Raw genomic sequence first — 24,897 nt, forward strand, 5'->3', positions numbered from 1 at the left:
CTAACGGGCAGCGGCCTCGCCACTTCGCGCGCGCCACGGACGGGAATACGCCTGCCGGTACTGCCACTGCAGTCCGGCGGGCCCGTTCAGGGGAAGCACAATGCGCAGCTGCCCGGTGTCTCCGGTGACGAACAACGGCATCCCACGATCGACGTAGCGCGCCCGAACCTGTGGGCGCGGAAATCCCCATCGATTGCGCCACCCGGCCGCCACAACGGCGAAATCGGGCGCCACAGCATCGATAAACCCAGGCGTCGAGGAACTGGCGCTGCCATGATGCGCGACCAGCAGCATGTCGCTATCCAAATCTGCGGGCATCCGGGTGTACAGGTCTCGTTCGACCGTTGCCTCTATATCGCCCGTCAACAATGCAGAGGCACCACCAGGCGATTCGATCCGCAGCACGCAGGAGGTATTGTTTCCGGCGCCCTGCGCATCGCCCTTGGTCCCGGGGTGAAGCCACTCGAATCGGACGTCATCCCAGGTCCAGTGGGCGCCCGCCTGGCAGGGTTGACCGCCATAGCCCCAGCGTTCCGCTCCAGGATACGCCGCCATCACGGCCGCCGCCCCACCCGCATGGTCGTTGTCACCGTGGGAGACAACAAGGCGGTCCAACTCTCGCAGCCCGTTGGCCCGCAGCATCGGCACGACAACGGCCGCGCCGGTATCGAAGCCACTGGCATAGGCCGGCCCGGCGTCGTACACCAAACTGTGGCGCGGCGTGCGTACCACGACCGAAAGCCCCTGCCCCACGTCCAGTACATCAATCCATGCGCCGGCGGCCGGCATGCGTTCTGTCGGGCACAACAACGGGAGCCAGAGCAATGCGCCCAGCCCGCGCAAGCTCCAGGGCAATGGCGCCAGGATGACTGCAGTGCCAAGCAACGCCAGCGCAGCTGCAGCCCACCCCGGCGTCAGACTGGCGCTCGCCCAGGCCTGGCTACTCATCGCATCCAGCCCGTCCATTCCCCAGCTCAGTCCGCCGGCGACCACAGAGAGCAGCGGCCCGAACACAGCGGGCAGCCAAAGGGCACCGACCGCCAGCCCCAGCACCAAGGGCACGATCACGGCGAATGCGGGTACCAGCAAGAGGTTGAGCAGCACACCGACCAGCGAAGACTCACCGAACCAGAACAGCGTCAGCGGCGCCAGTCCAAGCGACAGGCCGATTTGCAACAAGATCAGCGCAGGCAGGGGCGCTGCGCGGGGAAGCAACGGCGCCATCCAGGCAATCCAGCCCACCGCCCCAAATGACAACCAGAAACCCGGGTCCAGGGTCGCGAGCGGATCCAGTCCCAATACCAGCAAGGCGGCCGCCGACAATCCGATCCCGAGACCCGGTCGACCCGGGCCCCAGAGCGACACCGCCAGAACCGCGACCATGATCCACGCACGCTGGGTAGAGACCGACCAACCTGCCGCCGTGGCATAGGCGGCCGCTGCGGCCACGCCGATCACCGCGCCCACCATCGGTGCTGGCCACAGCAGACAAAGTCTCGCCGACAGTCGCCACAGGCGTGCCCCGAGCCAACCTGCCAGCCCCGCCAACAACCCGATGTGGAGGCCAGAAATCGCGACCAGATGCCCGACGCCCGTTCGCCTTAGCGTGGCCCAGGCATCCTGGTCGAATCCACGCCGATCGCCCACCACAAGGGCCCGTACCACGGCCGCCCCTGCGGATGCGCCAAGCCCTTCGTTGAGCTGATGCCCGACTCGGTCACGCCAGCGATCGACGTCTGCCCGGTTGGCATCACAGCGCTCACCTCCACGGACGGTGCCCCGCGCGGCAAACCCCTGACGCAACAACCACCGCTCGTAATCGAACCCGCCCTCGTTGGCCAGTCCGCGCAAATCGCGCAGCCGGACGTGCAGGCGCCAGCAATCCCCCGAGTGCAAGCTTGGCGCGCTGCGATACCAGCTCAGCCACAGCACCTCATCGCTGTCGGACACCTGGAACCGGAACCGTGCGCGATGCTCGTCTCGAGACGGCAAATCGATGATATGTCCCGCGACAACGGCCACATCGGCCGTCGCCGACCAACGCTGCGCAAGCCGGTCACCCACCACGCTTAGGCTGAGCGCGCTCCAAAGCGACCATCCCATCCCCAGCAGCGCCAGGCCCGCCAAGGCCCGTGATGCGGTCCCGACCCGTGTGGACCGAAGCGCCCCGGCGAGCAGTAGCAGCACACACGCCATCGCGCAGACCAGCCAAATCGCACGCGCGTCCACCCACCCGCTGACCGCAGCCAGTTGCCCCAGCACAGCGGCAACCGCCAACCAACGCAAATCCAGCATCGGCCAGGCGGGCGCAGCCCGATCAGACCGCTTCTAACCGCCCGTCGCGCAACAGGCAGCGACGATCCAGCCGGGCGGCCAGACCATGATCATGGGTCACCACCACCAAGCTGGTCCCCAGTTCGCGGTTCAGTGATTGCATGAGCTCAAACACGCTATCGGCGCTATCGCTGTCAAGGTTGCCCGTCGGCTCGTCGGCCAGCATGCAGGCGGGACGCGTGACCAGCGCCCGGGCGACAGCCGCGCGTTGACGCTCGCCACCCGACAGCTCACCCGGTTTGTGGTCCAACCGGTGTCCCAAGCCCACTCGCTCCAACAACGCCTGGGCTTGCGCCCGTGCACTGCGTGCGGCCTCCCCACGACGGATGACAAGAGGCATGGCGACATTGTCCAACGCCGTGAACTCTGGCAGCAGGTGATGGAACTGGTAGACGAACCCCAGCTTGGCGTTACGCAGTCGCCCACGCCCTGCATCACTCAACGACGCCATGGCCTGACCGTCCACGAACACCTCACCCGCACTCGGCGTGTCCAGACCGCCGAGAACATGCAGCAGCGTGCTCTTACCGGAGCCCGAGGCGCCCAGTATCGCGACGCTCTCGCCAGCCGCCACCTGTAAATCCAGCGACTCCAGGACCTGGACCGAGGCCCGCCCTTCCCGAAAGCCCTTGCTCACACCCCTGGCCTCAATCCGCGGCTGCTCACTCATAGCGTAGGGCCTCCGCGGGCTGGACCCGAGCAGCTCGCCAGGCCGGATAAATCGTCGAAACAAGCCCCAGCACAAGCGACAAACCTGCAATCTTCAAGACATCCGAACCATGCAGTTCCGAGGGCAGATCGCTGATGTAATAGACATCGGCGGCGAGAAAGTCCTGATGCAGCAAGCGTTCCAGCGCCGGGACCAGGGTCTCCACGTTCAGCGCCAGCCCGATTCCACCCGCCAGGCCCAATGCGGTTCCGACCAGACCGATCAGCGCGCCCTGCACGATGAAGATCATCGTCACCGAACCCGGTGAGACGCCCAGCGTTCTAAGAATCGCGATATCTGCCTGCTTGTCGGTTACGACCATGACCAGCGTCGAGACGATATTGAACGCGGCCACGGCGACGATCAGACTCAGGATGACGAACATCACGATCTTTTCGGTCCGCACGGCGCGAAAGAAATTCGCATGTTGCTGTGTCCAGTCCCGCACGTAGACAAAACCGGGGAGCAGATCTGCAACCTCACGGCTGACGCGCGGTGCGGCAAACATGTCCTTGAGCTTAAGCCGCAGGCCAGTGACGCGATCACCCAGCCGGTACAGCGCCGCGGCATCATCAATGTGCATGTACACCATGGATCGGTCGTATTCGTACATGCCGATTTCAAATACGCCCGTCACGGTAAATCGCCTGAAACGCGGGGTCAGTCCAGCCGGCGTGACACTGGCCTGGGGAATCATCAAGTCCACCTTGTCCCCAGGCGCCAGCCCCAGCGCACGGGCCAGTTCGATGCCCACCACCAAACCGAAGGCTCCCGCCTCGAGGTCGGTTAGCGCACCGGATACCATGTGATCGCCAACATCTGAGACCGCGATCTCCTGACTGGGCTCGATGCCTCGCAGCAACACGCCGGACAGCGTACCCGCGCGGCGTGCCATGCCCTCGCCCTCGACATAAGGTGCCACGCCCAGCACATCCGGGTGGCGCCCCGCCAGCTCCGCCACCGCTTGTGGTGCCTCGAGTCCGCCCTCGAAGGCAGCGACGGTGGCATGCGAGGTCATGCCCAGAATGCGTTCACGCAATTCGCGCTCGAATCCGTTCATGACAGACAGCACCGTGATCAATGCCGTCACACCCAGCGCGATGCCAAGCATGGAAATCAATGAGATGAACGAGATGAAATGATTACGGCGCTTGGCGCGCGTGTAGCGCAGGCCAATGGCCAGTTCGAAGGGCTGGAACATCCTGCGATTCTACTTGTTTTCGTGCCCCTGGGCCGGTGCTATAGTCATGATCATTCTGAAAAAAGTCGATTTGGGCATGCGCAACTGGGTGTTGATCAGCGGACTGACCATGGCGCTCGCGGCGTTTCAGGCGCCGGCCGACGTGCTGGACCTGCCAGCCGGGGATCAGCCGCTGGGCGAACAGCTCAGCCGTCCAGCCACCCCAACGCGTGGCATGAGCAAGACCTCCGTACGTCGGCAGTACGGCGAGCCGTCCCGCCGCGTTGCAGCCGTCGGCGATCCGCCCATTTCCCGCTGGATTTACCCCGAGTTCGTCGTCGTCTTCGAGCATCAGTTCGTCCTGCACGCCGTCGTGCCCGACGCGCCCGCTCCCATCTACCGCGCCAACGAACTGCGGCCGGCGCATTAGATCTGCCCCGGCGTTTGTGCCGGCGCGCCCCCCCACCAACCAGCCAATCGAACGACTGACTGGAGCCGTCATCGTGTCCATTCACTGGCCGGCTGAATTCGAGCCGCAATCCCGCGTTCTTCTCACCTGGCCGCATGTCGGCACGGACTGGGGCCGCGCATTCTCAGACGTCGAACCGGTTTTTCGGCAGCTGGCCGGGCTGATCACACAGCAGGCCGACCTCATTGTCGCCGCGCAGGACCCTGCTCATGTCAGGGAGCAATTGGCGATAGCAGCCGTGCCGGCTGACCGTGTGCACATCGTGCCCTGCCACAGCGATGACGTCTGGGCGCGTGACCATGGCCCGATTACAGTCTTCGAGGAGACGACGCCGCGGGCGTTAGATTTTCGATTTGATGGTTGGGGCGGCAAGTTCGACGCCCGCCAGGACAACCGCATCACCCAGCAGCTCGACGCAGCGGGCGTGCTCAGACCTGCGCAGCGGGTCAACGTGGACTGGACGCTGGAAGGCGGTGGCATCGAGACCGATGGTCAAGGCTGCCTGCTCGCCACGGAAGCCTGCTTGCTGGACCCACGCCGGAATCCGCAGGTCGAGCGCCATCGCCTGGAGCGACAGCTACATGAGTGGCTCGGCATCGTGCAGCTACTCTGGCTGTCAGCGGGTCATCTGGAAGGCGACGACACCGACAGCCATATCGACACCCTCGCCCGCTTTGTGAGCCCGGAGGTCATCGCCTATCAAGCCTGTGATGATGCGCTGGACTCGCACCACGGGTCACTGTCCACCATGCGGGATCAACTGCGCGAGCTACGGCACCGCGATGGTCATGCATTCGACCTCGTGCCCTTGCCACTCCCGGCACCTCAAACCGATGAGTTCGGCCGGCGCCTGCCCGCTGGCTATGCGAATTTCCTGATTCTGAACGACCTGGTGCTGGTGCCGGTCTACAAGACGGCAGCCGATGATCTGGCCCTACGCCGGTTGGACGACGCCTTCGCGGGGCGCCGGATCGAACCCGTCGATTGCAGGGCGCTGATTACCCAGAACGGCAGCCTGCACTGCGTCACGATGAACATTCCCCGGATGGGAGACGGCACATGAACAAACCACTGGTGATCGGCCTGATCCAGCACGCCTGCAGTGACGACATGGCGGCGAACTGGCAGGAATCGGAACGCGGCGTCCGGGAAGCGGCGGCGCAGGGCGCCGAGCTGGTCATACTGCCGGAACTCCATGCCAGTCTTTACTTCTGCCAGACCGAAGACACCAGCCTCTGTGACCTGGCCGAGCCCATCCCGGGGCCGGGGACAGATCGGTTGAGTGCGCTGGCAGAAGAGCTCGGCGTGGTCATCGTCGGCTCGCTGTTTGAGGCCCGCGCCCCGGGGCTTTATCACAACACCGCCGTCGTGCTCGACAACGACGGGCGGCTTGCTGGCGTGTATCGCAAGATGCACATCCCCGATGATCCCGGATACTACGAAAAGTTTTACTTCACGCCGGGCGATCTGGGCTTCGAGCCCATCGATACCGCTGTTGGACGCCTGGGCGTGCTGGTGTGCTGGGATCAATGGTTTCCCGAGGCCGCACGGCTCATGGCGCTCGCGGGCGCTGAACTATTGATTTACCCCACCGCCATCGGCTGGGACCCGGACGACGACAGCGACGAAATGCAGCGGCAGCAGGATGCCTGGATCACCATCCAGCGCGCCCATGGCGTGGCCAACGGTCTGCCTGTGGCCGCCGTTAATCGTGTGGGTTTCGAGGCCGATCCGTCCGAAGCCACTGCCGGAGCGGAGTTCTGGGGCAGCAGCTTCGTCTGTGGGCCGCAGGGCGAAGTCCTGGCCCGGGCGGGCAACGAGCGACAAACCCTGGTCGCAAGCGTGGACCTGGCACGTTCGGAGAAGGTGCGCCGAATCTGGCCCTATCTGCGTGACCGCCGTATTGATGCCTACGGCGATTTGACCCTGCGCTACCGCGACGCAAAAAAATAGCGCGGAGGCCGCGGCCCCCGCGCCATGACGAACCGGGTCAACCAACCCGGTTCAGTCGCTTCCGATCAATTAGGCGTCGGTCACCACCAGGACAACCCGGCGATTCTGCGCCCGGCCGCTGGCCGTTTCGTTGCTCGCCATGGGCTCGGTGTCGCCGTAACCCACCGGAGACATGCGACCGGCGGACACACCCACGGAAATCAGGTAATCAACGACAGACTGGGCCCGCATTTCGGACAGACGCTGATTGTCATCCGCAGCACCCACCGAATCGGTATGGCCCTGTACCTCGACAGCAAGATCGGGGCGGCGCTGCAAGGTCAGCGCAACCTGATCCAGCGTCTCGCGCGCACCTTCGGTCAGCACGGCGCGCCCGGTCGCGAACTGAACCGTCGGCAGCAGCACCGCATCACCGACGCCGGCACAATCCAGGCCGCCGACGCCACAGTCGGCAACCGGTGCGGCGTCAATGGCACAACCTTCTGCATTCACCGGGAGGCCTTCCAGCGTGTCGGGGCATTGGTCAAAGCCATCGGCGACCCCGTCGGCGTCGCTGTCGGCCCCGCAGCCCTTGGCGTCCACGACCACACCCGGCGGCGTGGCCGGACATTCGTCGATGGCATCGGTCACACCGTCGCCGTCCTCGTCAAAGGAGCAGCCATTGGCCTCGACAGGCTCGCCTGCAGGCGTGTCGGGGCACTGATCCCGACCATCACCCACGCCGTCGGCATCGGAGTCCAGCATGCAGCCGGTCTCATCGACAGCCACGCCCGGCGCTGTGGTCGGGCAGGCATCCGTTTCGTTGGGCACGCCGTCCTGGTCTTGGTCGGGCTCGCAACCAAAGCCATCAACCGATGCGCCGGCCGCGGAATCCGGGCAGCGGTCACGTGCGTTGCGTACGCCATCGGCGTCATCGTCCGCCTTGACCGGCCACTGCACGGCGCCGAGGTCGAATAGCAGGCCGATCGCAAAACCGGAGGCTTCGACATCGTAGGCAACGTTGTGCTCGTTGTCGTACTCGTAATTGATGTAGCGATAACCGATGCTGAGCGAGAAATCGCTCTCCGGGTCGTCAAGAATCAGGCTCAGCGACGAGTCCAACATCGAGTTGCCGCTCACCGGATAACCGCTGGCCTGGAACTGCAGCTGACCGCCCTGGAACAGCGGCTGGCGTACACCGAAGTGCGCGATTGGACGATAGTCCAGCAGGCGAGCCGATCCGGTCTGCGCGCTGGCCTGCGAACCGGTCTCGCGCAGATCAAACTTCGAATCCAGCAACCGAGCACCCAAGCCCAGCTCGTAAATCGTGCCGAAATGCAGCCCTTCGTACGGCATGACAGCAAAGACATCGAGCTGGCGAGCCTGCCACGACGACGTCACGGATGAACTGCCGGCATCCACGTCGACACCCAACAAAGTGAAGTCGTTGAATGCATCGATACGGCGATCAAAGCTCAACGTCGTGAAGCTCGACCGCAGATCCCAGCCGTACATCCACTCCGGGGCGATGCTGAAACCGATGGCCAGACCTGCGTCGCGCTCCAAACCCAGCGCACGGTCCAGGCCGACCTGGTCGTCAGTTGTACTGATCGTACCCGCTGGCTCCAACCACGGCATGCTGATGAACGCCGACTCCGTTGCCAACGTCTCACCTGCAATACCCATCCCTGACCACGCGGCCGTGACGGCCAGCAGTGGTGCCAATAACCTCTTCATGCTTGGTTTCCCCTGTGTCGAGCGACATCACCGAATCGGCGCATTATCCCGATGCGGCCTGGCCCTGTCATTACAAAATGTTGCGATGCACATCTACGCGGCGATTGTCTTTGACGCACGCGTGGTCCATTCTTCGCCGCCGATCATGGTACCCAACGCTCCCCTACTCCAGCCACCCACGCCGACGCGTGGTCAAGTCGAAACCTGGAATCCGCTTCCGGATCCTGGTCTGGCGCTGGCCGCCATCGAGCTGGCACGTCGCTCCAATGAACTCGTGATGCTGTGTGCTCGAGATGAGCAACATGCATACCAACTCGAGGCCATCTGCAAGTTCTTCGCCGATGATGCCTGCCCTGTCCTGCATTTCCCGGACATGGAAATTCTTCCTTATGACGCCCTGTCGCCACTGCCCGAGGTCGTCTCGGAGCGTTTGGCAGCGCTGGCTCGTATTCCGGATCTGCAGGCCGGCGTTTTAATCATTGGCGCCGACAACCTGTTACAACGCCTGCCGCCACCAGCCTATGTCGCGGCGAGCACGCTATCGGTCCGACAAGGACAGACCCTGCCCCCGCTCGCGCTACGCCAGACCCTTGAGTCGGCGGGCTACCAGGCCGTGGCTGAGGTCCAAAGCCACGGCGAGTATGCCCTGCGCGGTGCCCTGATGGACCTGTTTCCGATGGGCAGCCCGGCGCCCTACCGCATCGACTGGCTCGACGACGAGGTCGATTCGATTCGATTGTTCGACCCGGAAACGCAGCGCTCTCAGGATGTGGTGGCAGAGATCAAGCCACTGCCGGCGACCGCGTTTCCAACCGATGATGCCGGCATCGAGCGATTTCGACGCCAGTACCGCAATGCATTCACCGGTGATCTCACCAGTCACCGCGTCTATCAGAGCGTGTCGAAAGGGCAAATGCCCGCAGGCATTGAGGCCTACATGCCGCTGTTCTTTGAACAGACCGGGCACATCGTCGATTACCTGCCTGCCCAGACCACGGTCGTCAGCGCCGCTGGCGTCGACGATGCCCTGGAAAAGACATGGCACAGCATTCAGGCTCGCCATGAAAATCTGGGGGTCGACCCCGAGCGCCCATTGCTGACGCCCGAACAGGCGTTCATCGCGCCAGCCGTAGCCAAAGAATGGCTCGAGCCGCTGGCGCAGGTGCAGGTTGCCGCGCACGTGCAGGCCGGCGCGGTGGAGTTTGACATCGAACCCAGCCCGATCCGCGAAGCCGCAGCGGATCGCGGCCATGCCAGAACCCGAATCGGGGAGCTGTTGAACGACGGAGATGCCAGGCGGTTGCTGCTGCTAACGGAGTCCCAGGGTCGCCGCGAAGAGCTACTGGAGTTGCTCCGCCCCTTGGGTCAGCCCCCCCGTAGCTATCCGAGCTGGTCACGCTTTATCGGCGACTCCAAACCGTTCGGGATCTGCGTGGCTCCGCTAGCCCAGGGGTTCGCCCTGCGCGACCCGGCGATTCGTGTGATCACGGAAACAGAGCTGGTCGGCTCGAAGCCACCGGCGACACGCCGCCGCCGCGCCGTGCGAGATCCAGAAACCGTTCTTCGCAACCTCTCCGACTTGAAGGTCGGCGCCCCGGTCGTCCACCAGGAGCATGGCGTCGGACGCTACATGGGTCTGGACCGGCTAACCGTTGGCGACCAGGAGATGGAGTTCCTGCGCCTGGAGTATGCGCGCGGAGACAAGCTCTATGTGCCGGTCGGTTCGCTCCACCTCATTCATCGCTACACCGGAGCCGAACCCGAGTCGGCCCCCTTGCACGCCCTCGGCAATGACCGGTGGAGCAAGGTGCGCAAGAAGGCCGCCGAAAAGGCCCGCGATTCCGCTGCCGAGCTGCTCAGTATCCAGGCCCGCCGTGCCGCCAAACCGGGCCATCGCTTCGACCTGGATGCCGCGGACTATGCCCGGTTTGCCGAAGGGTTCCCGTTCGAGGAAACACCCGACCAGCTAAGCGCCATTCAGGCCGTCATCGATGACATGTCCGTCCCGCATCCCATGGACCGCGTGGTCTGCGGTGATGTCGGATTCGGCAAGACCGAGGTGGCCATGCGGGCAGCCTTCGTCGCCGTCTCCAATGGCCGGCAGGTCTGCCTGTTGGTGCCGACGACCCTGCTGGCCAGCCAGCATGCCCAGAACTTCATGGATCGCTTCGCCGACTGGCCGGTGCGTGTCGCATCGATGTCACGCCTGCGGTCCGCGAAGGCGCAGACCGCGCTGTTGGATGAGATGCGCGAGGGCAAGGTCGACATCGTGGTCGGCACCCATCGCTTGCTGCAGAAAGACGTCAAATTCAAGGACCTGGGCCTGGTGATCGTGGATGAGGAGCACCGATTCGGTGTCCGCCACAAGGAAGCGCTCAAGCGCCTGCGGGCCGAGGTTGATCTGCTCACCCTCACGGCCACCCCCATTCCGCGCACGCTGAACATGAGCCTGGCCGGCCTACGCGATCTATCGATTATTGCCACGCCGCCGACTGCGCGAAATCCGATCAAGACCTTTGTCGCAGACTGGGATAAAGCCTTGGTTCGGGAGGCCTGCCTGCGCGAGATCCGCCGCGGCGGTCAGGTCTACTACCTGCACAACGAAGTCAGCACCATGCAGCGGGCCGCCAGTGAGCTGCGAGAACTGCTGCCCGAGGCCGACATTCGCACGGCCCATGGCCAGATGCGTGAGCGCGAACTGGAATCGGTGATGCTCGATTTCTATCACCAGCGCTTCAATATTTTGGTCTGTAGCACCATCGTTGAATCTGGCATCGACGTGCCGACGGCCAACACCATCGTCATGGACCGCGCCGACAAGTTGGGGCTTGCCCAGCTGCATCAGCTCCGTGGGCGTGTGGGCCGGTCACATCATCGGGCCTACGCCTACCTACTCGTACCCTCCATGCGCGCGCTGTCGCAGGACGCGCTCAAGCGCCTCGAAGCCATCGAGTCGCTGGGCGAATTGGGAGCAGGGTTCACCCTGGCCACACATGACCTAGAGATTCGCGGCGCAGGCGAGCTGCTCGGCGAAGAGCAAAGCGGGCAAATTGAGGAGATCGGCTTTGCGCTCTACTCGCAACTGCTGGAGCGCGCCGTTCGGGCACTGAAGTCCGGCGATACGCTCGATGATGAAGATCCCTGGTCGGCCGGCGCCGACATCGACCTGGGTGTACCCGCACTCATTCCCGACGACTATGTCCCGGATGTCACCCTGCGGCTCACACTCTACAAGCGCATCAGCAGCGCGACCTCGCCTGGAGCGCTCCGCGAGCTGAAAGTGGAGATGATCGACCGCTTCGGCCTGCTGCCGGAGCGGGCCGAGCAGCTGTTCGCCCTGGCGGGCTTGCGGCAGCGCTGCGAGCAAATCGGCATTCGGAAAATTAAGGCCGGCGCCGGAAGTGCCCGTATCGAATTCAAACCCAAAGCCGACGTGGACCCAGCTGCCCTCATTGCCTTTATCCAGTCCAATCCGCGCAAGCATCGATTCGACGGCGCAACAACCATCGTCGCGCAATGGGACCACGAGGCGCCTGGTGACAGGCTTACCGCCATGATTGCGCTGCTGGATCAGCTGCATCCCGCCAGCGCAGAAGCGACCGCGTAGCCCGGCGGCGGTAAACTAGCATCATGAAATTCACCTTGTTGATTGCGGCACTGATCGCCGCGACCGTGCAGCCGGCACTGGCCTCCGAGTTCCGTGTGGATGTCATCGTCTTTTTGAACCAGGCTACCCCGAATGGCTCGCCGGACGAGGCATCAGCTGCCATTGATCGATTCGAGGCCAACGGCATCGCCCTGGGCGCCAGCGGCGCACTACAGTCCGTGGGTGTCCGTAGGCTGCCCGATGACAGCTTCGGCCTGGATCAGGCATGGAATCGACTCCGCAATGCCCAGGCGTTCGTGCCCTATCTACGGGCGAGCTGGGTCCAAGCGGGAAAGAGTCGGCGACAGGCGCCTGCGCTGCGGTTGAATGATGGGGTCACGGTGGAGATCTTGCCCACGCCAGAACGGCGGTATGTCTCGGAAATCTACAGCGAGGCCGAGCCGGCCGGCAGCATCGCGACAGCCGATGATCAATCCGTGGACGGCACCGACGAGACCGCGGCCACGGAGACCGGCGATGAGCTGCTATCCGAAGTACCCCCCGGATCCGCGGACTGGGGTGTGGTCCAGCCGGAGCCGATCCGGATCGACCAACTGGATGGGACGATCAGCCTGTATGCCCAGCGCTACCTGCACCTGGACATCGACCTTTGGTGGGTCCAGCAGCAGTCAGGAGCCGGGGTCGAGACGGGCCAACTGCTCGATGAGGCGGACGCTCGCGTGTTCCACATCAAGGAGCAGCGGCGGGTGCGTCTAAACGAGCTGCACTATTTTGACCACCCCCGCTTTGGCGTCCTCGCCCGAGTCACACGCGTCGGCGACTAAAACCGGATCACCGCGGGCGCCGACTACTTGCCCAACGGGGTGGGACGCATGATCTCGTAGCCCTGCATCAAATCGACGCCGATCTCGCTCAGTATCGGGATGAGATCTGCCGTCTCGACGTGCTCGGCAATCGTGATCAGCTTGAACTCGTGGCCCACTCGGTTGATGACTTCTACCATGGTGCGATCAACATGGTTCGCCGCCATCTGCCGCACGAAAGTGCCATCGATCTTGATGTACTGCACGGGTAGATTCTTGAGATAGGCGAACGACGACATGCCCGCACCGAAGTCGTCCAGCGCGAACTTCACCCCCAGCTCGCTAAGACTCGAGACCAGGCGCGCAGTCTCGGGCAGATGAGCAATGGCTGCGGTTTCGGTGATTTCGATACAGAACCGCTCGCCCGGAATCTTGTAGTGCTTAAGCCGTTCGCGCACGTACTCGACGAATGACCGATCGCCGATAGTTTGTCCCGATACGTTGACCGCGGTCACCGGCGGCGAAGACTTAAGATGCTCGGCCAAGAACTTCAGGGCATTGTCGATGACCCAGCGGTCCAGCGAGCCGGTCAGGAAATACCGCTCCGCCGCTGGAATGAACTGATCCGGTGTCATCAACTTGCCGTCTTCATCGCGCATGCGCACCAATAGCTCGCGATACGCGACCTGCTTTCGGTCATCGACCTGGACCAGATCTTCGTAGACCAGCTCGCAGCGATTCTCTTCGATGGCACTGGAGATGCGCGAGACACGATGCATCTCACCGTGTCGACGCGACATCTCGGCGTCGTCGTTGCCGGAGACATAAAGCCGGTTCCGGCCCTCTTCCTTGGCCATGAAACAGGCGGCGTCGGCCTGGGTCATGACAGCGGCCACCGACTCGCTGTGCTTGTGCAATTCGGTTAAACCAATGCTGACCGTGATCTGGTAGGTCTTGCCCTGCCACTCGAATCGAAACTCTCGAATCGCCTCCAGCGCCTGCTCCAGAATGGGCTTGCCCGCTTCCAGTTCACAGTGGTCGAGGATGATGCCGAACTCGTCACCGCCGAGCCGGGCCAGCGTATCCGACCGACGTAGCTTGCATCGGATAAGCACCGCGAGCTGACGCAGCAACTCGTCGCCAGCCGCGTGCCCGCAGGTGTCGTTAATGACCTTGAACTGGTCCAAATCCGCGAACGCCACCACATGCTGCGCGGCTTCGGCATGGCTCTCGATGAACGCCGCCTTGAGTCGGCGCTCGAACTCGTCCCGATTCGTCAGCCCGGTCAGCGCATCATGCCGGGCTCGGAAAGACAGCTCTTCAGCCAACAGGCGCTGTTCCGTGACATCACGCATCACCACAACCGCACCAATCATCTCGCCGTCGCTGACCACCAGTGGCTTGCAGGAGATGTCGGCGAACACCCGCCGGTTATCGGGATGCTGGATGTAGTACTCGTTACCGTAATACTCGACCGGTGCCTGCGACTCCAACGCCTTGCGGACCGGGTTCTCGGCGCTCTCCTCACCCTCGACACTACGGAGTTCGAACAAGGCCTCAACCGGCATGTTCATCAACGCGTCCTCGGCCTTGCCGACCAGGCGTTCGACCATGGGATTGACGTAGGTGATGCGGCCATCCGCGTTGGTGCTGACCACGGCATCGCCGATGGCCCCCAGCGTCACATCCGCCCGCTGCTTCTCATCAGCCAGGTCGGCAAGCACACGCTCCATGACCTCGCGAGACCGGGCATTTCGCAAGGAGATGGTGACGAGTTCGCCGGCGGCCGTGAGGCTGTCGAGATCCTGCTCGCTCAGTCTGGCCACGCCCTCGCCTTCCAGCGTCAGCGCGCCCGCCTGGGCGCCATCGATGCGCACCGTGACATCGACCCGCGCATGAATCTTGTCTTTCTTCAGGCGTTTGGCAAGATCGTGATAAGGCCCTGAGGTGTCCAGAGACTGAGCCACGACGGTCCGGCCGCCCGACAAAACGGCGTCGCGCAGCTCAGGCGCGAGTTCAAGGTCCAGCTTGCGCGGGGACTTGCGGGTTGACGCCGGCCGCTGGGACCGGGTCACCAGGTGGCGGTCTTCCAGCAGCCCGAACGAGACCGTCACGTCATCGTAGGTCTCCGATAGCAACTCCAGCAGACCATCAATAATCTCCTGGGTGTGGTGACGATTGGCGATGCGCGACGACAGGCCGTGTAGCAGGCCCAGGCGACGGTTCTCACCTGCAACGCGTTCATCGTCCTGCTTGCGCGTGTTGATGTCGCGCAAGTGCATGACGTAACGGGCCTCATCCCCTGTGCCGCGAATGCTACCCAGCGCCATTTCTGCCCAGCGCTGCTCGCCGTTGTGCCCCTGGTACTGGACCTCTAGCTGCGCGCTGGACTGACGCGCCTCGCGGATGTCAGCGGCCTCGCGCTGCACGGCCGAGAAGCTCTCTCCGCCCAGCATCGACGACAACGGTTTGCCCTCTTCCACCAAGGCCGGCACCTCGACCATGTCACGCAGGGCCTGGTTCACGTCCCGCATGACGAAATCGCTGTCAAGAATTGCCTGGCCGATCGGGCTGCTGGTGAACGAGGCACGGTGGCGGGCCTCGCTTAGCTGCACGCGGCGATCCGCTTCACGCTGGTCGGTCACGTCAATGCAGGTGAGCACGACGCCGTCGACATCGCCATTGGAGCGAATATAGGCCACCGACCGCAGCTGAAAGACCCGGTTGTCAGCGGAGGTAATCGGGCGTTCGAAGGGTTCGCGCGACTTCATGACATGGCGGAACCGTGGCAGCAGGCTCTCCATGTCGATGTTCCAGTCAACGCTAATAACCGAAACACCGGGCTCCAGGTGATCCTGGGCCAGCTGGCGTTCGGTCGCTGAATTGTAGTGCGTGACATGCAGACGCCGATCCAGCACCAGCAGCGGGTAGTCCAGGCTGTTCTTGACGTTGGCCAGATCCGAAGCCATCGCCTCCAGCTCACCCGACTTGTTCTGAAGCTCGTCGTTGACGGTCATCAGCTCTTCGTTGGTCGACTGCAGTTCCTCGTTCGAGGTCTGCAACTCTTCGTTGGTCGACTGCAACTCTTCGTTGGCGGACTGCAGCTCTTCGGACTGCGACTGCAGCTCCTCGTTGGATGTTTCCAGCTCTTCAACGACCGTCTGCAGGTGCTGGCGTGTGCTGGCCAGTTCACGCTCCAACTCGGCAATGATCAGGTTGTCACGCTGATCCTTGTCATCGAAGGCCAGCGCTTCGGTGGCCGGAACCGCGGCGGTCTCGAATGACAGCGCCACATAATCGGGTTGATCAATCATCATCGGCCGGACCACCGGCACGATGCGACGTCGGTCTACACCTTCGCCCAGATGGAACACCGTGCCCTTGGCCACGGTGCGTTCACGCCGGCAGCGGTGCAGCAGCGCACGCAATTCCGGTCTGAACGGGTCTGCGACCAGGTCGTAGATCCGCAGGTCAGCCGGCCCCTGCGGGAACTTCAGGAAGGGGTGTAAATCGCCAGAGAAGTGAACCGTATTGTCCTGATTGTCGATCACCACCGTCGGCGGGCAGTACTCGTTAATCAGCAGGTTCGTGAAGCGCAGGCTGAGCGAGCTGAGCTCACGGCCGCGACGCTGACGTCCGCCCCCTTCCTTCTCCTGAGTGGCCTCTTCGGGGAAGCGCTTCGGAATGACCGGCACGTAGTTCGGCGTGGACGCATCCTTGCGCTGGAAAACACGGCCTTTCTTGTTCAGCGTCGAGAAGAGGTCACGATGCAGCTCGATGGATTCGGAGCTCCCCAGAAACAACAATCCACCGGCGCGCATGGCGTAGTGGAAGGTGAGCAGCACGCGCTTTTGAATCTCACGATTGAAGTAGATCAGCAGATTGCGGCAGCTGATCAGATCAACACGGGAAAAGGGCGGATCCTCGACCACGTTCTGTGAAGCAAAAACCATGTTCTGCCGCAGGAATTTCTTGACCTGGTAGGTCCGTCCCTGGCGTTCGAAATAGCGGCTGCGCAGCTGGTCGGGCACGCCCTCGACCGAGGTTTCCGGGAACACACCGGTCCGGGCAAAGGTGACCGCGTCTTCGTCCAGATCCGTGGCAAAAATCAGATATTCCGGCGTATTCGACTGATGCCGCGACAACTCCGACAACAGGATGGCGATGGTGTAAGCCTCTTCGCCGGTTGCGCAGCCCGGTACCCAGACCCGGAAGACATCGTCGGCCTGCTTGGTCTCCCAGACCGACCGCAAGGATTCGGCCAGGGCCTGGAATGCATCCGGATCCCGGAAAAACGATGTGACCGAGATGAGTACATCGCGCGCCAGCAGCCCGGCTTCCTCCGAATCTGTCCGGACCAGCTCGGCGTAGTCTTCCAGGCTATGCGCCTTGCGCAGACCCATGCGGCGATGGATACGCCGGTTGATGGTGGAAGGCTTGTAGTGGCTCAGGTCAAACCCTGTCGCCCGACGGACCGATGACGAGATACGTCCGTACGCATTGCTGTCGTTGTCTTCCGGCAACACGCGGCGCAGCGCAGCCGGCGTGGATGCCAGCCCCTCCAGCGCCTCGCCCATCTTGTGGGCGACCATGACCATATCGACCGCCCCGGTCTGAATAGCCGCGCGCGGCATGCCATCAAACTTGGCGGTACTGGGGTCCTGCACGATGGTCACGCCACCGGCGGCCTTGATCGCACGTATACCCGCAGAGCCATCCGATCCCGTGCCCGAGAGGATGATGCCGACGGTGTTCTCGCCCAAAGAATCCGCAAGAGACCGGAAGAATGCGTCCACCGAAGGCTTGGGCCCCACGCTGGCCTTGGGGGTCGACAGCCGCAAGACGCCATCACGCAACAACACATCGTGATTCGGCGGCGTGACGTAAATCGTATTCGGTGCCGGAGCCTGACCATCGGTTAGGTCACAGACCGCCAGGTCCGTGCCGGGTCGCAGTAGTTCCCGCAGCAAGCTGGTATGGGTGGGCGAAAGATGCTGAGCGATCACGTAGCTCAGGCTGCGGCTTTGGGGGAGTTCGGACAGCAGTTCTTTGAGAGCTTCCAATCCGCCCGCGGAGGCCCCGATCCCCACCACAATAACGGCGCCTTCGTCGGCTCCCGGCAGCGGACTTTCGGTCTCCAGCGCATCACCGTCGATGACCAGACCCTGACCGCTCTCCACGGCGGCTTCGTCCGCCGCGGTCATCGCAGTGAGTTCACCCTCCTCGACCGGCTCTGGCTTGGCCTCGGATACTGCCTTCGAATCGTTTTTGTTCGACGCGCGACGCGTATTGCCGCTGCCCTTTTTCGTCATGCTGCTTGACCCTGGTCCCGAAGTACGCCGTCGAAGCGGCGCAGTATGCGGGGCAGATTATCATTGATTAGTGGAACTCGGCCGTCGGTGCCTGAATCAACAGCATTCAGTCAAAACTGAATCTGCAACCGTTTGGAATCAATTAGTTGCATACGGTGGATTTCAAGCCTGATCCGTTGCGCCGACCAGGGCTTCCAGCACGCGGTGGACTTGCGCCATTCCCGCGCCCAGCGAGGCCTCGATCGCCGCATGGATGGAGCCATCGGTGGTGCCCGCGGCCGGATTCACGACGACGGCCAGCGTGGCATAGGACAACCCGGCCTCTTTGGCCAGCGCGGCCTCCGGCATCGTCGTCATACCCACCAGCGTGCAGCCATCTTTGGCAAGTCGGCGAATCTCAGCCGCGGTCTCCAATCGCGGCCCCTGGGTGACGCCCAGCACCGCATCCGTAACCAGTGGCACACCGCAGCGGGTCGCGCAGTCGGCCACCTGCGCCCGCCAGGCGGGGTCAAATGGCGGTGCGAACTCGATGTGCTGGAGTGGCCCCGCCAACCCATCAGCAAAGCTATGTGCCCGGCCCCAGGTGTAGTCGATTAAATCCTCGACCAGGGCCAGATCGCCTGGACCCGGCGAGGGTGCGATGCCGCCGACCGCAGCGACTGCCAGTACGCGGCGCACACCCAGCAGACGGAGTGCATGGATGTTCGCGCGATAGTTGATGCGATGAGGCGCGAGCGTGTGGCCCTCGCCGTGACGCGGCAAGAACCAGCATTCCCCCTGCGCCCAACGCAAGCGCTGGGCAGGTGCCGATGGCTGCCCCCACGGCGTGGACAGGGAGCGGGTCTCGATGATCTCGACCCCCTCCACCTGATTCAGGCCTGTGCCGCCAATCACCCCGAGCATCAGGCGCTCTCCGCAACGGCGTAAATCGCCGGCAACTGGCGGTAGTAACCGTACAAATCCATGCCACAGCCGAACACGTAACGATCCGGTACGGTGACCCCTACCCAGTCCGCCCGCGCCTGCGCACAGCGGCGCTCATGCTGTTTGTCCGCCAGCACCGCCGTACGCACCTGCGCGGCACCTGCGGTCCGCAAGGCCTGCTGAATCGCGGCCAGGGTATAGCCCTCATCCAGAATGTCGTCGATGACAACCACCGTTCGATGACGAACATGAGCAGGCGGTGGAACGCGCCATTCCAGCCCGCCCCCGCGAGTCTGACCGCGGTACCGCGTGGCATGCAGGTAATCCACCGTCAGCGCCCCGGGCAGATGCGCGAGAATCCCGGCCGCCGGCACCAGCCCACCATTCATGACGACCAGAATCACCGGATCGTCGGCGCCGACCGCGGCGTCAATCTGCTGGGCGAGCCGGCGGTAGGCCGATGCGATCACCGGTGCCGCAACCACGCAGTCCGCCTGTTGCCGGGCGCGTATGGCCCGCTCCCGTTGCTCGTTCATGCAGTCGATCTCGGTCCGTCGGGTTCGTTGGCCGTCGGCAGGCCGGCCTGCGCCGGCAGTTCGCCCGGCGCCACGTGCAGTGTCTGCGTCGGAAAAGCAATCTCAGCGCCGTGCTCGGCAATAATGGCTTCGATGCGCAGCAACACCTCGTGCTTGATCGCGTGATACTCGCCCCAGTCCGTGGTTCGCGTCAGGCAGTAGACGAAGAAGTCCAGCGAGCTGGCTCCGAACGCATTGAAATTCACCAGAATGGTCTGGTCCTGATCAATCGCCTCATGCTGTCGCAGGTACTCACGAACGGCATCCGTGATGGCCCCGACCTTGCCAGCGTCGTCGTAGCGAAGGCCGATGGTCTCGTAGATGCGACGATTGGTCATGCGAGACGGGTTTTCCACCACCACGGTCGTAAAGACATTGTTGGGCACATACAAGGGACGCTTGTCGAAGCGGCGCACGACCGTGGAGCGCCAGCCAATCCGCTCAACCACACCTTCGATGGCTCGGTCCGGCGAGCGAATCCAGTCCCCAACCGAGAACGGACGATCCAGGTAAATGGTCAGGCCACCAAAGAGGTTGGCCAGCAGGTCCCGAGCTGCAAAACCGACGGCAATCCCGCCCACCCCGCCGAACGCCAGCACGCCGGAGATCGAGATGCCAACGGTTTGCAAGATCACCAGACCGGCCGTCACCAGGACGACAATTCGGACCAGTTTGGCAATGGCATCCGCCGTCGTGTGATCCACCGCCGGCTGCAGGGCATCCAGGCCCTGCTCGACCTGTCGGACCAGCCGCAGCAGAAACCAGGTCAACAGTCCGACGACCAGCACCTTGCGCAACACCGGCACCCACTCGGCGAGTTGCGGGGCATCCTCGGCCGGCACGAGTTCGGCAGCCATTCCGATGCCCAGCACCCAGACCAGCCAACGCAGGGGGCGACCCAGGGCGTCGAGCACGGCGTTGTCCCAGATCGTGGCCGATCGCGCGGCCACTCGCTGAGCGCGGCGCAGCACGACGCGGATCGCCAGGTTGATCAGGACGACGACGGTGACAATGGCCGCAGCCTGCCCAATCCAGCCGCGGTCGCGATAAAGGCTGATGAAATCGCCGAACAGCGTTGTCAGGTCCACGAAATAGCCTCCAAACGTCGCCGCGCCGCTTCCAGCTGCTCCGGGGCGACCACACGCTCACGCCGGCGCAGCGCCCGGACGCGCTGCCGGGCACCCGACGGTTCCGCGGCTGGCATGGCCGTGAGCGCCTGTTCCACATTCGCGCGGCTATTACACATCGGCAGCAGGTCGCAGCCCGCCTCGGTCGCCAACCGCACCCGATCACTAGGTGACCCGACCGCGGCGGCGCCAGCCATGGTCAAGTCATCGCTGATCACGCAGCCCGAGAACCCCAGGCGACCGCGCAACCACTCGCCGATCCAAACCGGGGAGAAGCTGGCGGGACGATCATCCACGGTGCTGTAAACCACGTGCGCAGTCATGACCGACGGCACCCCCTGCCGGATGAGCTCGGCAAATGGCCGCAGATCCCGCTCGGCGATGCACTCGGCCGCCCGCGCGTCGACCGGCAACTCCAGATGCGAATCCGGCACCACGGCGCCATGGCCGGGGAAGTGCTTGAGCGTGGCCGCCAGGCCGGCTGCATCCAGCCCCTGAATCAAGGCCTGCGCCAGCGTGACAACCCGTGAGGGCTCGGTGGCGAACGCCCGATCGCCAATCACCGAGCTACAGCCGTAGTCCAGGTCGACAACCGGCGCGAACGGCACGTCGATGTCCAGCGCTGCCAATTCGGCGCCAATGACCAGACCCGCATCGTAGGCGAGCTGCTCGGCCTCCGGCTGCGCGCCAAGCAACTGCATCGGGGGAATTCGGGTCACCCCGGTGCGGATGCGCTGCACCCGCCCGCCTTCGTAGTCGATGGCAATCAATACATCCGGTCGCACCCCGCGGACCTGACGGACCAGCTCCGCCACCTGCTCCACGGACTCGACGTTGCGCCCGAACAGGATGAAGCCGGAGACCTCCGGATGTTGGAGCAGTTCGCGATCAGCCGCATCCAGGCTCAATCCCTGTACGTCGACCATCAAGCTCATGGCGCCACAATCTCCACCGCCGTGCCACAGTCCACGCGATCAAACAGGTCGATCACATCGGCATTGCGCATTCGGATACAGCCATGGGATGCCGGCACGCCCATGGGCTCGCTGTCCGGCGTGCCATGGATGTAGATATAGCGGCGCATGGTGTCGACGTCTCCTCCGCGGTTCACTCCCGGTTCCTCACCACAAAGCCAGAGAATGCGCGTCAGAATCCAGTCGCGCTCGGGGGCCGTTGCAGCGAGCGCCTCGTCATATTGCTCCCCGGTGGGGCGTCGCCCGACAAACACCGCACCCGATGGCTGACCGGCCCCGATCTTGGCGCGAATCCGATGCCGGCCTCGGGGTGTACAAAGACTGCCGTTGCGTTCACCCGGACCGTTACGGGCCGTGGACACCGGGTAGCAGCGCTGCACCGTTCCGCTGTGCCAACGCAGCTGCTGCGCGCGCAGATCAACGACAATATGCGGCCTCATGACGCCGCCCAGTCCTTGTACGGATGTTGAGCCAGGGCATGGTTGTAGTAGCGCGAATCCTCGGTCACCTCGTCGCCCAACCAGCCCGGACGCTCGAACGTGGCCTGCAGACTTGGCAGTTCGATTTCTGCCACGATCAGCCCCGCGTTGTCGCCGAAGAACTCATCAATTTCCCAGACCTGTTCACCGACCGGCACCCGGTGACGCTGCTTCTCGATGCGCCCGCCGCCCAGCTCAGCAATGAGTTGCTGTGCATCAACCAGCGGAATCGGATACTCAAACTCCAGGCGTTGCGCCCCGGCAACCGCCTGCTTGATGTTCAACGTGGCCTGCTCCGCTTCGATGCGCACCCGAACAGAAGCCCGCCCCGCATCGTTGAGGTACGCCTGGGCCATGGGCGAGGAATGCCGAACCTGATCACGCCAGCCCTCACCGCACACCAGAAATTTGCGCTCGATTTCAATGGCCACGACTGAGCACCGCCATCGACTCGACATGGGCCGTCTGCGGAAACATGTCGATCACCCCGGCCTGCTCACAGACAAAGCCATGGTCATGCACCAGGCGACCAACGTCTCTGGCGAGGGTGGCCGGGTGACAGGACACATACACCACCCGCTGCACGCCGGTCGCCGCCAGCGCGTCCAGACATTCCGCCGCACCGGCACGGGGCGGGTCGAGCAGGGCAACATCGAAATGCTGACCCGGCCATTGCCAATCCGCAGCTGCCTCGAAGAGATTCGCCACCTCGGTCGTGATCTGCGCGTCCAGGCCGTTGCGCCGGGCATTGGCATCCGCGCGTGCCACCAACGCCGCATCACCTTCCACCGCATGCACCAGCGCGCCCCGACGGGCGATGGGCAACGTGAAGTTACCCAAACCGGCAAACAGTTCTAGCACGCGGTCGCCGGGTTTCAACATAAGCGCGTCCAACGCCTGCAGGACCAGCTGACGGTTGATGGGACCGTTGACCTGGATGAAATCCTGGGGCTCGAAGGCCAGCGTGATGTCATCTTCAGGCAGCCGATAGCTCAGTGGCCGAGCTGGCGGGTCCAGCGGTTCGATGCTGTCCAGTCCGCCAGGCTGCAGGTAAATCTGCACATCAAGCATCTGTTCCAGCCGCCGGAGTTCGGCTCGATCCGCCTCGGTGGGCATTGCCAGGCAGCGAATCGTCAACGCAGCACTGTCGTCGCCATAGGCGATTTCAATTTGCGGAATCTCGGCCCGAATGCTCAGCCGCCCCAAGGCTTCCGATAACTCCATCAATCGGTGCCCCAGCTCGGGAACAATCACCTCGCATGCCTCGATATCGGCAACGTAGGGTTTGTCGCGCTCGCGGAACCCCACCAATACACGGCCCTTGGCCGGCACGTCCCGAACCGATAGACGGGCCCGTCGCCGATAACCAAGCGTCGGGCCGGTCAGCGGCGGCAATACGGTGTCTGGCGTGACACGGCCAATACGGGTCAAGGCATCCAGCAGTTGCTGCTGTTTTTCACGCAACTGGGCTTGCGGGTCCAGGTGCTGCAGCTTGCAGCCACCGCAGTAGCCCGCGTGAACGCAGGGTGGCTCGATCCGATCTGCCGATGGCGTCAGTACGGATTCGAGGCGACCCTCGGCGAAATCCGAGCGATTGCGTACGCGCATGAAGGTGACGGACTCGCCGGGTAACGCGCCGTCGATGAAAATGACCTTGCCCGGATCGGCAGCGGGATCGGCCTCGGGCACGCGGCCAATTCCACGACCATCGTTGGCCAGGGCCGTGATTGTGGTTTCAAAGGGCCCGGCAGGCTGCGGCCGGCGGCGACGCCGACTCACTCGATGGCTCCGAATACGCCAGTTGATAGATAGCGGTCTCCGCGATCGCAGACGATGCTCACAATCGTGGCGTTCTCCAACTCCTCGGCCAACCGCAGTGCCACTTGCATGGCCCCGCCGGAAGACACCCCTGCAAAAATGCCTTCCTCTGCTGCGAGTCGCCGCGTCATGAGCTCCGCGTCGGCCGCTGCGACATCCATGACTCGATCCACACGGCCCGGCTCGAAAATGGCGGGCAGGTAAGCCTGTGGCCAGCGGCGTATGCCCGGGATGCTGGACTCTCCCTCCGGCTGCACGCCGATGATCTGGATATCGGGATTTTGCTGTTTGAAATACCGGGAGCAGCCCATGATGGTCCCTGTCGTGCCCATGGAGGAGACAAAGTGGGTGATCTGCCCGTCGGTGGCCTGCCAGATCTCCGGGCCCGTGCCCTCAAAGTGCGCGCGGGGATTGTCCGGGTTCGCAAACTGGTTCAGCACCTTGCCCTCCCCGGCCTGTTCCATTCGCGTCGCCAGATCACGCGCGCCCTCCATGCCCTCGGCACGGGTGACATGCACGATCTCCGCGCCGAAAGCGCGCATGGTGGCCGTCCGCTCTGCGCTGGCGTTCTCCGGCATGATCAAGACCATGCGGTAACCGCGCATGGCCGCGACCATGGCCAAGGCAATACCGGTATTACCGCTGGTGGCTTCGATCAGGGTATCGCCGGGCTGAATCTCGCCACGCGCCTCGGCGTAGCGCAGCATGCTGTGGGCGGGGCGGTCCTTCACGGAGCCTGCGGGATTGTTGCCTTCCAGCTTGGCGAGAATCTGATTGCCCCGATGTCGCAGGTGGCGATCCAGGCGCTGAATACGAACCAGCGGGGTGTTGCCGATGGTGGCGTCGAGCGTGGGAATTGTCATGGCGGCGGATTCTACCGAATGCGTTCGACAGGTTCGCCTCCAATCCCGCTCAGA

The 24,897-nt window shown here is 63.6% G+C and carries 18 protein-coding genes; 5 read left to right on the plus strand and 13 right to left on the minus strand.

The window, feature by feature from the left end:
• From DEH80_RS10495 to DEH80_RS10505, 3 genes are read right to left on the minus strand one after another with little or no spacing between them, the layout of a single operon-like run.
• On the minus strand, positions 1-2,295 hold the full coding sequence (locus DEH80_RS10495) for a DNA internalization-related competence protein ComEC/Rec2 (RefSeq protein ID WP_109720449.1): 2,295 nt from the start codon (positions 2,293-2,295) through the stop codon (positions 1-3).
• Between the two features lie 22 nt (positions 2,296-2,317).
• Positions 2,318-3,004, minus strand: coding sequence for a lipoprotein-releasing ABC transporter ATP-binding protein LolD (gene lolD, locus DEH80_RS10500; RefSeq protein WP_109720450.1), 687 nt, complete (start codon positions 3,002-3,004; stop codon positions 2,318-2,320).
• On the minus strand, positions 2,997-4,244 hold the full coding sequence (locus DEH80_RS10505) for a lipoprotein-releasing ABC transporter permease subunit (protein WP_109720451.1): 1,248 nt from the start codon (positions 4,242-4,244) through the stop codon (positions 2,997-2,999). The genes lolD and DEH80_RS10505 overlap by 8 nt, the downstream gene beginning before the upstream one ends.
• A 46-nt stretch (positions 4,245-4,290) precedes the next feature.
• On the opposite strand from DEH80_RS10505, the gene DEH80_RS10510 reads away from it, so the two are divergent.
• From DEH80_RS10510 to DEH80_RS10520, 3 genes are all read left to right on the plus strand, one after another.
• Positions 4,291-4,653 (plus strand): hypothetical protein, encoded by a 363-nt coding sequence (locus tag DEH80_RS10510; RefSeq protein WP_207774560.1) that lies wholly within the window; start codon positions 4,291-4,293, stop codon positions 4,651-4,653.
• A 73-nt stretch (positions 4,654-4,726) separates the two neighbouring features.
• The gene (locus DEH80_RS10515) at positions 4,727-5,755 is read left to right on the plus strand and encodes an agmatine deiminase family protein (protein WP_109720510.1); all 1,029 of its coding nucleotides are present in this window, start codon (positions 4,727-4,729) and stop codon (positions 5,753-5,755) included.
• Positions 5,752-6,645, plus strand: coding sequence for a carbon-nitrogen hydrolase (locus DEH80_RS10520; protein ID WP_165831418.1), 894 nt, complete (start codon positions 5,752-5,754; stop codon positions 6,643-6,645). Before DEH80_RS10515 ends, DEH80_RS10520 begins: the two co-directional genes overlap by 4 nt.
• A gap of 69 nt (positions 6,646-6,714) precedes the next feature.
• Here the strand turns inward: DEH80_RS10520 and DEH80_RS10525 are convergent, their stop codons facing one another.
• Positions 6,715-8,361: an OmpA family protein gene (locus tag DEH80_RS10525; RefSeq protein ID WP_109720452.1), complete on the minus strand. Its 1,647-nt coding sequence runs from the start codon at positions 8,359-8,361 to the stop codon at positions 6,715-6,717.
• 85 nt (positions 8,362-8,446) lie between these two features.
• Between DEH80_RS10525 and mfd the strand changes: the two genes are divergently transcribed.
• Both mfd and DEH80_RS10535 read left to right on the plus strand, forming a co-directional pair.
• Positions 8,447-11,968: a transcription-repair coupling factor gene (gene mfd / locus DEH80_RS10530; RefSeq protein WP_207774561.1), complete on the plus strand. Its 3,522-nt coding sequence runs from the start codon at positions 8,447-8,449 to the stop codon at positions 11,966-11,968.
• A 23-nt stretch (positions 11,969-11,991) separates the two neighbouring features.
• Complete coding sequence (locus DEH80_RS10535; protein ID WP_109720453.1) at positions 11,992-12,792, plus strand: CsiV family protein; 801 nt, start codon at positions 11,992-11,994, stop codon at positions 12,790-12,792.
• A 23-nt stretch (positions 12,793-12,815) separates the two neighbouring features.
• Here DEH80_RS10535 and DEH80_RS10540 read toward each other — a convergent pair whose 3' ends face one another.
• The 9 genes from DEH80_RS10540 to cysM form a co-directional block, all read right to left on the minus strand.
• On the minus strand, positions 12,816-18,083 hold the full coding sequence (locus DEH80_RS10540) for an EAL domain-containing protein (RefSeq protein ID WP_109720454.1): 5,268 nt from the start codon (positions 18,081-18,083) through the stop codon (positions 12,816-12,818).
• 162 nt (positions 18,084-18,245) lie between these two features.
• The gene (locus DEH80_RS10545) at positions 18,246-18,986 is read right to left on the minus strand and encodes an S-methyl-5'-thioinosine phosphorylase (RefSeq protein WP_109720455.1); all 741 of its coding nucleotides are present in this window, start codon (positions 18,984-18,986) and stop codon (positions 18,246-18,248) included.
• The gene (locus tag DEH80_RS10550) at positions 18,986-19,543 is read right to left on the minus strand and encodes a hypoxanthine-guanine phosphoribosyltransferase (protein WP_109720456.1); all 558 of its coding nucleotides are present in this window, start codon (positions 19,541-19,543) and stop codon (positions 18,986-18,988) included. Before DEH80_RS10550 ends, DEH80_RS10545 begins: the two co-directional genes overlap by 1 nt.
• Positions 19,540-20,670 carry a mechanosensitive ion channel family protein gene (locus DEH80_RS10555; RefSeq protein WP_109720457.1) on the minus strand — a complete coding sequence of 377 codons (1,131 nt, stop codon included), beginning with the start codon at positions 20,668-20,670 and terminating at the stop codon, positions 19,540-19,542. Before DEH80_RS10555 ends, DEH80_RS10550 begins: the two co-directional genes overlap by 4 nt.
• Positions 20,661-21,644, minus strand: coding sequence for a beta-N-acetylhexosaminidase (nagZ, locus tag DEH80_RS10560; protein WP_109720458.1), 984 nt, complete (start codon positions 21,642-21,644; stop codon positions 20,661-20,663). Before nagZ ends, DEH80_RS10555 begins: the two co-directional genes overlap by 10 nt.
• A complete protein-coding gene (locus tag DEH80_RS10565; RefSeq protein WP_109720459.1) occupies positions 21,641-22,123 on the minus strand; it encodes a L,D-transpeptidase in 483 nt (160 codons plus the stop codon). The genes nagZ and DEH80_RS10565 overlap by 4 nt, the downstream gene beginning before the upstream one ends.
• Positions 22,120-22,593, minus strand: a complete 474-nt coding sequence (locus DEH80_RS10570; protein WP_109720460.1) for a CYTH domain-containing protein — start codon at positions 22,591-22,593, stop codon at positions 22,120-22,122. The genes DEH80_RS10565 and DEH80_RS10570 overlap by 4 nt, the downstream gene beginning before the upstream one ends.
• Positions 22,583-23,941, minus strand: a complete 1,359-nt coding sequence (rlmD, locus tag DEH80_RS10575) for a 23S rRNA (uracil(1939)-C(5))-methyltransferase RlmD (RefSeq protein ID WP_109720461.1) — start codon at positions 23,939-23,941, stop codon at positions 22,583-22,585. The genes DEH80_RS10570 and rlmD overlap by 11 nt, the downstream gene beginning before the upstream one ends.
• Positions 23,938-24,843, minus strand: a complete 906-nt coding sequence (gene cysM / locus DEH80_RS10580; protein WP_109720462.1) for a cysteine synthase CysM — start codon at positions 24,841-24,843, stop codon at positions 23,938-23,940. The genes rlmD and cysM overlap by 4 nt, the downstream gene beginning before the upstream one ends.
• Positions 24,844-24,897: the final 54 nt, after the last annotated feature.

It is taken from the genome of Abyssibacter profundi, from assembly GCF_003151135.1.
Lineage (GTDB): Bacteria > Pseudomonadota > Gammaproteobacteria > Nevskiales > OUC007 > Abyssibacter > Abyssibacter profundi.